The following is a 12,914-nucleotide window of genomic DNA, read 5'->3' on the forward strand; positions in this document are numbered from 1 at the left end:
TTCAGTCTTTTCTATAAAAATCAAATACTTATTATCACTTTTGTCGATCAGTTTTTATGCTACGAAGGTTGGCACATTGCCACCCTTTTGTCGTCGTCGCAGAAATTGATATCCTTATGTCTGACCGCAGTCCACCAGTTATCTTTTTGGCGCTCAGTCAGTTTTACTTTAAGTAATATCTAGCTGTTGCTTAACTTGATATCAAGTGGCTATCAATTCAGTTTGGTAGTGGTTATAATTGCGAATTTTGCGTGTCTCAAGGCGTTGTCGGGCTGGAAGGTGGTTCTTGAACTTAGAGCACCTAGCACGGCAAGCGGACAAAATGTGTACGGGAGCTGGGTCGAGTGACAAGCCGTTTTACGTCAAGCTCTGAAAAGAGGTCAGTTGTGTCCCAAGATGGGGATGATAACTTGCCGTCCGTTCAACGAGATCACGTCACAGTCATGCTCTGTACGTTCAATGGTGAGCGTTTTTTGGCAGAGCAATTAGATTCAATTGCAAGTCAAACTCATGCGAGATGGTCAGTTGTAGTCTCTGATGACGGGTCTTCAGACGGGACCGTTGATATTCTTCGAGATTATCAAACGCGTTGGGGGAAGGACAGATTAAATATTGTTAATGGTCCCCGTAAAGGCTTTGCACAAAATTTTATGTCGGTTACATGTGGTCTTGAAACCACATCAGATTATTACGCCTGGGGTGATCAGGATGATATGTGGCATGAAGACAAAATAGAAAAAGCTCTAGAGTGGATTAAAACTGTACCTGATAACGTACCAGCACTATATTGTGGGCGAACGGAAACTGTCACGGTTGACGGTGTGTCGGTAGGTCGGTCACCGCTATTTGGGCGGCCACCATCGTTCAGTAATTCTTTAGTTCAAAGTATTGCGGGGGGGAATACGATGGTGTTCAACCGTGCCACATTGAAAATTTTGAAAGATGCTGGCGATGACTTTCCAATAGTGTCACATGATTGGTGGGCATATTTAGTCGTTTGTGGGGTAGGAGGCATAGTACATTATGATGAAAATTCCTATGTTCGGTATCGGCAGCATGGCAATAATTTGGTTGGATCAAATTTAGGATTTTTTTCGCGTCTGAAACGTATACGTATGATTCTAAGTGGACGTTTTTGCATCTGGAATCAACAAAATATAACGGCTTTAGAGTCTATAAAGACGCGGCTTACGAATGAAAACCAAATGAAATTACTCGATTTCAAGCAAGCTAGAACCGGTAGTGTCGTTAAGCGTTTCGTTTATTTGAAACGGTCCGGTGTTTACCGGCAGACGAAGTTTGGAAGCTGTGCGCTTTTGTTTGCAGTATTATGTAATGCGATATAATCTGTCCAGGGTGTAGTTTTGATTTTAGAACGATCAATCAAGTTATGTATAAAGCACTTCAATAGGAAGGGTCGGGCATGACTCATTTGCACGTCAGCATAAATCCCCATTCAGCGCACTCAATCTCGCCTATAACGCTTGTAAAGAATTTTTGGCGAAACAGACAAATCATTAGTCAGATGAGCAAGCGAGAGGTCTCGGGAAGGTATAAAGGGTCAGCGTTTGGATTGGCATGGTCTCTTTTCAATCCGATCCTTATGCTGGTCGTTTATACATTCGTATTCTCTGAAATATTCAAGGCTCGATGGGGGGGGGCGGGTGGCGACGATAGCAAAACTCAATTCGCGGTTGTTTTGTTTGTCGGAATAATTGTGCTTAATTTATTCTGCGATGTTATCAACAGAGCCCCTTCTTTAATTATTGCAAATGCTAATTTTGTAAAAAAGGTTATTTTTCCTGTAGAAACGCTGTCGCTAGTGACAGTACTTGCTGCCTTGTTTAATAGTTTAATCAATGTGTGTGTGTTATTAGTAGCGCTTTTGGTGTTTAATGGTTTTATTCCTTGGACTGCGATTCTGATACCGTTCGTGATTTTGCCATTAGTCATTTTGGTGTTAGGACTGTCATGGTTCTTGGCTTCATTAGGAGTGTTCATTCGAGACGTGGGCCAAACGGTAACTATCATTACTACAGTGCTCATGTTTTTGTCTCCGGTGTTCTATCCGCTTGATGCTGTTCCGGAACGATTTCGCCCATTCATACTCTTGAATCCTCTGACGTTTATAATTGAACAGTCTCGGGCTGTGCTTGTATGGGGAAACTTACCAGACTGGAAGGGGCTACTGATGTACTGCGCAGCGTCGCTGATTATTGCGTTTGTCGGATACGTCTGGTTTCAAAAGACAAGAAAGGGGTTTGCAGATGTCCTCTAATGACTATGCGATTCGCGTAAATGATATTAGTAAGTACTATGAGGTCTATGCCAGCCCCCGAGATCGCCTAAAACAGTTCTTTATGCCAGTTTTTAGGAAACTACTTCGCCTACCCTTTAAGCAGTATTACAGAGAATACTGGGCGCTTAAGGATGTATCCTTTGAAATTAAGAAGGGTGAAACAGTAGGTATCATTGGGCGAAATGGCGCTGGTAAGTCTACGCTGCTGCAGATTATCTGCGGAACGCTTCATCCATCGCAAGGTAGCATAGAAACAAATGGCCGTATTGCCGCATTGCTCGAGCTAGGTTCAGGGTTTAACCCGGAATTTTCTGGGAGAGAAAACGTTTTTCTGAATGCTGCAGTTTTGGGGTTGACTCATAAAGAGGCGGAAGCACGGTTCGATGATATCGTCGCATTTTCGGAGATTGCTGAGTTTATTGATCAACCTGTCAAGACCTACTCCAGCGGTATGTATGTACGTTTAGCATTTTCGGTCATTGCCCATGTAGACGCGGACATATTAATCGTCGATGAGGCTCTTGCAGTAGGCGACGTATTTTTTCAGCAAAAGTGTATGCGCTTCTTGCGAGCTCACCAAGAAAAGGGTGGGACGGTAGTTTTCGTAAGTCATGACACCAGTGCCGTTGTAAATCTATGTGAGCGGGGTGTACTACTATCTAAAAATAGCCCGCCCGTTGTCGATGTGACAGATGTTATATGTCGGGCATATATAAAAGATTTGTATGCTGAAAAAGATATTGAGAGTGTGGCTAATGAAAGCGAGATAGATTCGATTTACAGCATTTCGCAATCGAACGATAGCAGAATTGAAGAGTACAAAGCGGGCGAGCAACCTGGTAATGTAATAAAAACGTCTCCATTTAGGGCGCAGGCTGAGTCATTCGGATATCAAGGCATAACAATTGTAAATGCTTGGTTTGAAAATGAAGAAGGAAGCAAGGTTAGTACTTTGCTTGGTGGTGAATCGGTAAAATTCAACATAGCTGCAAAAGCCGATAAGCACATAAAAAACCCTGCCTTTGGAATTATGATAAAGGATCGTCTGGGGCAATACGTATTTGCAGAAGGTACAGATCTCGCGTTTCGTAATTCGGGATTGAGTGTAAGACCGACAGATGAAGTGCGAGTCAGTTTTTCTTTCAGAATGCCGATTCTTATTCAAGGTGATTATTCTATTAATATCGCGGTTGCCGATGGTGTCGGAGATGAACACGTGCAGCATCATTGGTTGAACGATGCCATGGCTCTCCATAGTTTGAACAGTCGGTTAGTGCACGGGATCTGTGGGTTGCAAGACTTAAATATGGATATTGTCATAAGTTCTATCGCCGGTGCGGAGTTGAATTGAGATGATTTCCACAAAATACGGCAAAATGAACGTAATACCGGCGGACAAAATTATTTCTCACTCTCTGTCTCTTTATGGCGAGTGGGCAGGTTGTGAGTTAAGTTTTTTGCATAAACTGGTCAAGCCAGGGATGCATGTGCTTGATATCGGAGCGTTCATCGGCACGCATACGCTAGCATTTGCCCGGTTCGTGGGGACCAGCGGCCAAGTTTACTCATTTGAACCTCGCAAGGAAATCTATCAAATACTTTGTTCCAATATTGAAGCTAATGGAATTAAGCATGTGCAGGCATTTAATATGGGACTCGCCGAAGCGGCAGGTTCTATTGCGCTAGAGTCAATTGATATTAAAGAGTCCGTGAACTTTGGTGGCCTTTCTATTGATAACGTTGTTCCAAAAGAGATAGCTAATATATACGACGTGCATATTTCCACTGTGGATAAGCTTAATGTGCCGGCGGTTCATTTTATGAAACTAGACGTTGAAGGGATGGAGCGGCGGGTGCTAGAGGGGGCCATTGAAGTGATTGCAAGAGATCAGCCGTTGATCTTTTGTGAGTGCAATTCGCTGACCTCTGGGTACGAGATTTTTGAGTTTTGTCAGCCTTTAAAATATCGCGTTTTTGGACTTTTATCGGCAGCCTATAATCCAGAAAACTTCAATGGTGTTGTCGACAATATTTTTGGTAATGCAAAAGAAGTTTCATTGTTGTTGATTCCGATATCGAAAATTACAGATTTAGATCCGGAAGTGACTTTCGACGAGCTGTTTGAAATAAAAGATTTGGAAGATTTTGTTTTGCCACTGTTGCATAAACCTCAATATGCCGATGAGGTTTTGTCCAATACAAACCCCGCATCGAGACTGAGCCTTAATTTCCCATCCCCTTTGGTTCTGCAAGAGCGGCAAGAGCGATACGAGGCTCAGCAGGCTAGCGAGGCAGCGTTGGCGCAGAAAACGGCGGAAGTTACACTTCTGGAATCGCAACTCAATGAGTTGCAGGAGCGGCAAGAGCGATACGAGTTTCAGCAGGCTAGCGAGGCAGCGTTGGCGCAGAAAACGGCGGAAGTTACACTTATGGAATCGCAACTCAATGAGTTACAGGAGCGCCAAGAGCGAAACGAGTCTCAGCAGGCTAGCGAGGCAGCGTTGGCGCAGAAAAAGGCGGAAGTTACACTTCTGGAATCGCAACTCAATGAGTTGCAGGAGCGCCAAGAGCGATACGAGTCTCAGCAGGCTAGCGAGGCAGCGTTGGCGCAGAAAAAGGCGGAAGTTATACTTCTGGAATCGCAATTAAATGAGCTTTCTGCGGGGATTGAGCAACGACAGCAACAAATATACGCGCTGCATTCAGACATTCAGAATCTACTTTCTTCAACTTCATGGCGAGTTACTCGACCGGTAAGATTATTCTCGGCATTTCTTCGCAAAATGGTCAAGTTAAATTCGATTTTAGTCGCATACATACGAAAAAATCAGGGGTTTGCAGGCTTTAAGAAACTCTTCAGAACTGTTTGGATGGAGTTTCGGTCGGGCGGCATGTCTGGGCTGAAAAGTAAGCTTCAGATGTTTCGCCAAGCAACTAATTCTCCGACTGAAATAGTGAATTTTGAAGCAAAGCAGAGTGCCAACGAAATAGAGGTGCTCACACACGCTTTAAAAAGCTCTGAGCTCGTCGTAGAGACAATAGTTTTTGATCACAACGGTGGTGGTGGCTCAAATACTTATACTTCTGAGTTGATTGCATCGACTCTCACTGAAGACGCGTCGATTTTGAGAGTCTATTGCTGGGGAGGGGACTGGTACATTCAGCTCCGGAATAACGCTGGCTCGAATAATTCTCTTTATGTCGCGGCCTCCCTTGAAGATCTGTTTAAGTGCCTGAATGCCTCTCGTGTCAATAAGATCGTAGTCAACTCTTTATACGGCTATGGCCCTATCGAAAAGGCGATTGATCTAATTGTTGACCTAAAAAATCGGTCCGGTAGTAGTATCGATTTTAAGGTTCATGACTTTCATGCTCTTTGCCCCTCCCCTCACTTGTCTGACCATGATCAAAAATTCTGCGGTATCCCGAGTGATCACGAAGTATGTAAAAAATGTCTTCCTAAAAATTTGAGCTGGTATCACAGTTGGTATACAAAAAGTGATATGGCAACAGATATTGATCTTTGGCGTGCCCCATTTCAACGTCTGTTCGATGCCTGTGACGTTATCACCTGTTTTGATGAGTCTTCTATTGAAATATTAAGGACGGATTTCATCATTGAGGACGATAGGATCAATGTGATGCCACATGAATTACAGCATTTCAAATGTACTGAAAGGACTAATCTCGGAGGGGCTCTGAGTATTGGCATTATAGGGACCCTTTCTCATATTAAGGGTGGAGATGTCGTTAAAGAACTATGTTCCTATATTGATGATGAAAATTTAGATGTTCCGGTGATAGTGATCGGTGAGAGCCATACTCAACTGCCTGCTAATGCAGTGATTCACGGGCGATATTCCCCTGAAGAGTTGCCTTCGCTTATAGATTCGCTGGGTGTAAGTGTTGTGTTTATGGCGTCCATTGTTCCCGAGACATTTAGTTATACAATTTCAGAAGCAATAGAGATGGGAGTGCCTATTGTCGCGTTTGATATAGGCGCTCAGGGACGGCGAGTTAAGGAATATCGGCTGGGTAAGGTTGTACCTGTCGGTGCGTCACCCGAAGAGATTTTGACTGCCGCTAAATCTATTTATAAAGCTGCAAAGGAATAAAATGATGCTTGTCTATACTTCTATCACCAAAAGCTACCTTCCTAAAGCTCGAGTGTTAGCGAAGTCTGTTAAAAAGTTTCACCCAGACTGGACTTTCGTGTTGCTCTATTCCGATGATCTGCCAGTCGGTTTTGACCTGAGCGCAGAGCCGTTCGACGAGGTCCTTACTATTGAGAACCTGGGCATTCCTGATTGGAAGCGCTGGGCGTTTGGACATACGGTAGTAGAACTTTGCACGGCGGTGAAGGGGACTGCGGCGGAGGTAATGGCCCAGCGCCCCAACGTTGATAAAATCATGTATCTGGATCCGGATATCAAGGTATTCAACTCCCTAGCCATGCTCGATGAACTTCTGGATAAACATGAAATTCTGTTGACACCTCACTTGCTTGATGCGGAGTCTGACGTTGCAGCAATTTGTGATAACGAACTTTCAGCTTTGAAGCACGGTGTCTATAACCTGGGGTTCTTTGCTGCCCGTACAGACGGTCAAGGCCTTGGCTTTATCCAATGGTGGGCTAATCGCCTACGCTTATTTTGCCGTGACGATATCCCTGCTGGTATTTTTACCGATCAGCGTTGGTGCGACTTGGCCCCAGCATTTTTCAGTGGCTTGCATATCGTAAGAGATCCGGGATGCAACGTAGCCACTTGGAACATTGCCCATCGGCCTTTGAGCAAAGATGACAGTGGCGTATTTTTGGTTGCAGGCGTTCCGCTGCGTTTTTATCATTTCACTGGCTATGATAGCGGTGCAGGATTCGGGATGCTCACGCGTTATGCATCCAGCCAGGCTGTTGCTCATGAGTTGTGGGATAGTTATGCCAAAGATATTGAGGCTGAGGGGCAAGGCGATACGACGCTAAAAAGCTGGTTTTACGGTAATTTTGAAAATGGCCAATCTATTCCAGCGAAGGCGCGTCGCCTTTATCAGCAGAGAATTGACGTTCAAAAAGCTTTCCCGTTTCCTTATAGCATGGAAGAACCTAGTTATTTCAGCTGGTGGAAAGCCGAAACCAACGATGGTTCGAATCAGCCTGTAGATGGGGGTGTAACTTCTCCAGGTATAGGGAGCCAGGTTGCACGGAGTTTTATGTCGCCGAAAACCGCTAGCCAAAACTTTAAAACTGTGGTCCGAGTGATCAGGCGAGACGGGGTTATAGGCTTCATCAAGAAAGTAATTACTCGATAAGTTTTTGTTTATTGATCCTGCGGTAGATCATGACTAAATATCAGACTACTGCAGCGTTCATAAGGTTTTCTGGCTGTTTGCAGGATCGAAATATATTTGAATGTTTAAATTTGGACGTAAAAACGTTATGAAACGAACCAAAATTCTAGTGACTGGTGCGTCAGGTTTTGTTGGTTCGGCACTCATTATGCGATTGGCAGGTTTATTGAGCTACGATGTAGTCGCTGTTGTTAGATCAAGTGACTTCAAATTTCCATCGCGTGTTGTAGAGTGTAAAGTAGACAGTCTAAGTCGTGATACGGACTATTGTAGCGCTTTGACTGGAGTTGATGTGGTTGTTCATGCCGCGGCACGTGTACACGTAATGAATGATCTGGCGTCCGATCAGCTGGCAATGTTTAGGTTGGTTAATGTGGAAGGTACCCTAAATCTAGCCCGCCAAGCTGCAAGTTGCGGAGTTAAACGGTTTATTTTCTTGAGCTCCATAAAAGTTAATGGTGAGGGTGGAAGAAGCACTCGACCCTTTACAGCCGATGATATTCCAAATCCTGCAGATCCATATGGTATCTCCAAATTTGAGGCCGAAGCAGGGTTGAATAAAATTTCTGAAAGCTCCGGTATGCAGATTGTCATTATTAGACCTCCGCTAGTTTATGGGCCAGGAGTGAAGGCGAACTTTAAAACGATGATGAGTTGGTTGAATCGTGGGATTCCACTTCCGTTTGGTGCAGTCTTCAATAAGCGTAGCTTAGTTGCGATAGATAATCTTGTTGATCTGATCAGTGTCTGTCTCGAACACCCAAATGCGGCAAACGAGATTTTTCTAGTTAGTGATGGACAAGACTTGTCTACTACCGAGTTACTCCATCATTTGGCACGCTCTCTTGGAAAGCCGGCGAGGCTGATCCCTGTTCCTGTTTGGCTTATGAGAATCGCTGCGATAATGTTGCAAAAACGTTCTCTTTCGACTCGGTTGTTTGATTCGCTACAAGTCGATATTAGTAAAACGAAGAATCTACTTGGCTGGTCGCCGCCTGTTGATGTCGATGAGGCACTATATTCAACAGCTCAACATTTTCTAAGAGCTCATAAGTCATGAGTAATGGTATCCGCTCCATGAACTCCACACTCCAGCGGATAGCTGACGGCTGATGCTGTGCTCCCGATTTCCATCAGGAGCCCATCACCATGATGCGTCCCAATGTCAGCGTTGAAAAAGTGTACCTCTACCCGAAGCCTGTAGATTTTCGAAAGTCCATCGACGGCCTGGCTGCATTGGTCGAACTGGACATCAAAGTTGCGGTGTTCGACCCCGTGCTTTTCGTCTTTCTAAATCGCCACCGCAACCGCGTCAAAGTGTTGTACTGGGAGCGCAACGGCTTCTGCCTTTGGCTCAAGCGCCTGGAGTCCGAGCGTTTTAAAATTTCACCTGATGAGGTGGACGAGGCTATCGTGCTGACCGTTCAGGAACTGAACTGTAAGCGACCCATAAACCACACATGGCAAAAAACCGATGTGTGCATTTAGCGCAAGATAGTCGGGGAACAGTTCCACGGCAGCAAGGCTTCGAAGTCTTCTACCGAAGGTAAGCGACCCGTAAACCACACATGGCAAAAAACCGATGTGTGCATTTAGCGCAAGATAGTCGGGGAACAGTTCCACGGCAGCAAGGCTTCGAAGTCTTCTACCGAAGTAGCTTGTGGCAGGCGTTCAAGTACGTCGCGCAGCCACGTATAGGGCTCTTGGCCGTTGGCTTTGGCAGTTTCGACCAGGCTATAGATCTGCGCACTGGCCGTCGCGCCCTTGGGCGTGTCGCTGAACATCCAATTTTTGCGACCGATCACAAAGGGTTTTACCGCTCGCTCGGCCCTATTGTTATCAATGGGCAGGAAGCCAGCCTCGGTGTAACGCTCAAGCTTGCTCCAGTTGCTGGCCAGATAACCGACGGCTTTGCCCAAGGCACTTTGCGTCGTCACCTGGGGATGGGTTTTCTCCAGCCAGCTTTTTAGTTCTGCGAGTACCGGCAGGCTTTTTTCCTGTCGAGCGCTAAAGCGCTGGTCGTCGCTGGCCTCTTTGAGCTCGCGCTCGATGCCGTAGAGTTTATTGATCAGGTTCAGCGCGATGTCGGCTCGCCCGGTCTTACCCTTGGGCTGCACTTTTTGCGCATCGACGAACTTACGTCGCGCATGCGCCCAGCAGCCCAAACGCTCGACACCTGGCTGCGCGCCCAAGGCGTTATAGCCGGCGTAATCGTCGGTCATCAGGTAGCCGCGATAATCGGCAAGCAGGCGCAACGGCACCTCCTGCGCTCGGCTGGTGGTGTAGTCAAACAGGACAACCGGGCGCTCAAGCGGGCCGCTGGCTTGGACCCACATCCAAGACTGGCTGGTCGGATCTCGATCCGGTTCCTTCAGCACTTGTACCCGCGTTTCGTCGCAGTGGATCACCGGACTTTCCAGCAATCGGTCGCGCATCAAATTCAGCAACGGTTGCAAGTGTTCGCCGCACTGGATCACCCAGCGCGCCAAGGTTTGTCGGGGGATATCGACGCCGTGTCGGCCAAGTACTTTTTCGAACCGATACAGTGGCAAACCGTCGACGTATTTGGTGGTCAGCAGCATCGCCAGGACGCTGGGACTGGCCATGCTCTTTTCGATCAGTTGTGCCGGTTTGTCAGCAGTGACCGGTGCCGTTTCACAACCACGGCACGCGTAGACCTTGCGGATGTGTTTGATGACGCGGATCTGCATCGGCACGATTTCCAGCTGTTCGCTGGTTTCTTCGCCGATGACGTGTTTGCGGCAACCGCAAAGGCAAGTCAGTTCGTGTTCGGGCAGTTCGTGGATGACTTCAATGCGCGGCAGGTCGGCGGATAGCGGTTTGCGTTTACCGCGGCGCTGGGTCGGGGCAACGACTTCTTCGTCTTCAGCAATACCTTCTTCCAGCACGGCAACGCTTTCGGCTTCGTTGAACAGCGCCAATTGCGGTGTCTCAGCGTCGACCGTCTGCTCGGATTTGCGGCCAAATAAACGGTCACGTAGCAACTTGATCTGTTCTTTCAGATCAACAATCTGGCCCTTGTCCAACTGACGCTCACTGAGCATCTGCACAAGCATTTGCTTGAGCAGAACAGGATCATCAGGGAGCATTTCGGGCATCAAATTCATGCCCGGATTATATCCGATCAGGCGACGAATCGAGGGGTTAAAACTTGATGTGGGCGGTTGCGCCAGAGGTCAAAGCCGTCCAGTAACCAGTTCAACTCTTGCACGCTCAGCACGATAGCTTCATCGCTGAGCTCAGGTGATGTTTTGAAACGTTCGGACTCCAGGCGCTTGAGCCAAAGGCAAAAGCCGTTGCGCTCCCAATAGAGGATTTTTACTCGATTACGGTGGCGATTCAGAAAAACGAAAAGCACGGGATCGAACACCGCGACCTTGATATCCAATTCGACGAGGGCGGACAGGCCGTCGATGGATTTTCGGAAGTCCACGGGTTTGGGGTACAGATAAACTTTTTCGACTTTGGCGTCGGGACGCATCATGGTTGCGAGCTCCTGAAAGAGATCAAGAGCACAGCATCAGGCTTCAACTGGCGGCTTTGAATGTGGGTACGGTGGATCGCTTACGCCGCACTGGATCACCCAGCGCGCCAAGGTTTGTCGGGGGATATCGACGCCGTGTCGGCCAAGTACTTTTTCGAACCGATACAGTGGCAAACCGTCGACGTATTTGGTGGTCAGCAGCATCGCCAGGACGCTGGGACTGGCCATGCTCTTTTCGATCAGTTGTGCCGGTTTGTCAGCAGTGACCGGTGCCGTTTCACAACCACGGCACGCGTAGACCTTGCGGATGTGTTTGATGACGCGGATCTGCATCGGCACGATTTCCAGCTGTTCGCTGGTTTCTTCGCCGATGACGTGTTTGCGGCAACCGCAAAGGCAAGTCAGTTCGTGTTCGGGCAGTTCGTGGATGACTTCAATGCGCGGCAGGTCGGCGGATAGCGGTTTGCGTTTACCGCGGCGCTGGGTCGGGGCAACGACTTCTTCGTCTTCAGCAATACCTTCTTCCAGCACGGCAACGCTTTCGGCTTCGTTGAACAGCGCCAATTGCGGTGTCTCAGCGTCGACCGTCTGCTCGGATTTGCGGCCAAATAAACGGTCACGTAGCAACTTGATCTGTTCTTTCAGATCAACAATCTGGCCCTTGTCCAACTGACGCTCACTGAGCATCTGCACAAGCATTTGCTTGAGCAGAACAGGATCATCAGGGAGCATTTCGGGCATCAAATTCATGCCCGGATTATATCCGATCAGGCGACGAATCGAGGGGTTAAAACTTGATGTGGGCGGTTGCGCCAGAGGTCAAAGCCGTCCAGTAACCAGTTCAACTCTTGCACGCTCAGCACGATAGCTTCATCGCTGAGCTCAGGTGATGTTTTGAAACGTTCGGACTCCAGGCGCTTGAGCCAAAGGCAAAAGCCGTTGCGCTCCCAATAGAGGATTTTTACTCGATTACGGTGGCGATTCAGAAAAACGAAAAGCACGGGATCGAACACCGCGACCTTGATATCCAATTCGACGAGGGCGGACAGGCCGTCGATGGATTTTCGGAAGTCCACGGGTTTGGGGTACAGATAAACTTTTTCGACTTTGGCGTCGGGACGCATCATGGTTGCGAGCTCCTGAAAGAGATCAAGAGCACAGCATCAGGCTTCAACTGGCGGCTTTGAATGTGGGTACGGTGGATCGCTTACGGCCAAACAGCTATAAAAAGCACGCAAAAAAGAGTCTGATCGGGCGCATGCGACGCAAGATCGAATACGCGAAAGCGCAGGTGCGGGCCAAGGTTGAGCATCCGTTTCGCGTGATCAAGCGCCAGTTTGGTTATACGAAAGTGCGCTTTCGTGGTTTGTCGAAAAACATCGCGCAGCAGACAACGTTGTTCGCTTTGTCGAACTTGTGGATGGTGCGAAAACGGTTGATGGGTATGGGCGAGGTGCGTCTGTAATGCAGGCTGATCGCCCTGAAACAGCGCGTTCAGAGGAAAGAACCATGAATTAAGGGCAAGAAAGGTCTGATTTTCGACCGACTTATGATTTTTGAGCCTCAAGTAGCGAGGGCATGAAAAATCGGTGGGTACTTCAGACCTTCCCTAGGTCGCGGGGTTCGCGTTACATGGGTAGCCAGAACAGTGTTGCCAACTTTCAGGCGCCTCTTAATTACGAGAGTCTCAATTTGCAAACAACACTCTGTATTTACTGCGCTAGGTAGACTTTTTACTTGCGTCTGAAGTATGTAAAATATTTT

General features: G+C 47.4%; 10 protein-coding genes and 2 pseudogenes. 8 read left to right on the plus strand and 4 right to left on the minus strand.

Annotated elements, in window-relative coordinates:
* Nucleotides 1-386 precede the first annotated feature (386 nt).
* From ACYZT0_RS05450 to tnpB (ACYZT0_RS05480), 7 genes are all read left to right on the plus strand, one after another.
* Nucleotides 387-1,346 carry a glycosyltransferase family 2 protein gene (locus ACYZT0_RS05450; protein ID WP_462044952.1) on the plus strand — a complete coding sequence of 320 codons (960 nt, stop codon included), beginning with the start codon at nucleotides 387-389 and terminating at the stop codon, nucleotides 1,344-1,346.
* Nucleotides 1,347-1,444: 98 nt separating this feature from the next.
* Nucleotides 1,445-2,278, plus strand: a complete 834-nt coding sequence (locus ACYZT0_RS05455) for an ABC transporter permease (RefSeq protein WP_462046504.1) — start codon at nucleotides 1,445-1,447, stop codon at nucleotides 2,276-2,278.
* Nucleotides 2,268-3,650, plus strand: a complete 1,383-nt coding sequence (locus ACYZT0_RS05460; RefSeq protein ID WP_462044953.1) for an ABC transporter ATP-binding protein — start codon at nucleotides 2,268-2,270, stop codon at nucleotides 3,648-3,650. The genes ACYZT0_RS05455 and ACYZT0_RS05460 overlap by 11 nt, the downstream gene beginning before the upstream one ends.
* A 1-nt stretch (nucleotide 3,651) precedes the next feature.
* Complete coding sequence (locus tag ACYZT0_RS05465; protein WP_462044954.1) at nucleotides 3,652-6,414, plus strand: FkbM family methyltransferase; 2,763 nt, start codon at nucleotides 3,652-3,654, stop codon at nucleotides 6,412-6,414.
* 1 nt (nucleotide 6,415) lies between these two features.
* Nucleotides 6,416-7,606, plus strand: a complete 1,191-nt coding sequence (locus ACYZT0_RS05470; RefSeq protein WP_462044955.1) for a glycosyl transferase — start codon at nucleotides 6,416-6,418, stop codon at nucleotides 7,604-7,606.
* Nucleotides 7,607-7,733: 127 nt separating this feature from the next.
* Complete coding sequence (locus ACYZT0_RS05475) at nucleotides 7,734-8,705, plus strand: UDP-glucose 4-epimerase family protein (protein WP_462044956.1); 972 nt, start codon at nucleotides 7,734-7,736, stop codon at nucleotides 8,703-8,705.
* Nucleotides 8,706-8,794: 89 nt separating this feature from the next.
* Complete coding sequence (tnpB, locus tag ACYZT0_RS05480; RefSeq protein ID WP_462044957.1) at nucleotides 8,795-9,133, plus strand: IS66 family insertion sequence element accessory protein TnpB; 339 nt, start codon at nucleotides 8,795-8,797, stop codon at nucleotides 9,131-9,133.
* A gap of 104 nt (nucleotides 9,134-9,237) precedes the next feature.
* Here tnpB (ACYZT0_RS05480) and tnpC read toward each other — a convergent pair whose 3' ends face one another.
* The 4 genes and pseudogenes from tnpC to tnpB (ACYZT0_RS05500) form a co-directional block, all read right to left on the minus strand.
* Complete coding sequence (gene tnpC / locus ACYZT0_RS05485) at nucleotides 9,238-10,773, minus strand: IS66 family transposase (RefSeq protein WP_462044750.1); 1,536 nt, start codon at nucleotides 10,771-10,773, stop codon at nucleotides 9,238-9,240.
* A 17-nt stretch (nucleotides 10,774-10,790) separates the two neighbouring features.
* Complete coding sequence (gene tnpB / locus ACYZT0_RS05490; RefSeq protein WP_076962084.1) at nucleotides 10,791-11,150, minus strand: IS66 family insertion sequence element accessory protein TnpB; 360 nt, start codon at nucleotides 11,148-11,150, stop codon at nucleotides 10,791-10,793.
* Nucleotides 11,151-11,237: 87 nt separating this feature from the next.
* Nucleotides 11,238-11,900, minus strand: a pseudogene (locus ACYZT0_RS05495) (transposase); the annotation flags it as partial.
* Between the two features lie 17 nt (nucleotides 11,901-11,917).
* The gene (gene tnpB / locus ACYZT0_RS05500) at nucleotides 11,918-12,277 is read right to left on the minus strand and encodes an IS66 family insertion sequence element accessory protein TnpB (protein WP_076962084.1); all 360 of its coding nucleotides are present in this window, start codon (nucleotides 12,275-12,277) and stop codon (nucleotides 11,918-11,920) included.
* A 14-nt stretch (nucleotides 12,278-12,291) separates the two neighbouring features.
* On the opposite strand from tnpB (ACYZT0_RS05500), the pseudogene ACYZT0_RS05505 reads away from it, so the two are divergent.
* Nucleotides 12,292-12,615, plus strand: a pseudogene (locus ACYZT0_RS05505) (transposase); the annotation flags it as partial.
* Nucleotides 12,616-12,914: the final 299 nt, after the last annotated feature.

The organism is Pseudomonas sp. ZS1P83 (assembly GCF_054897825.1).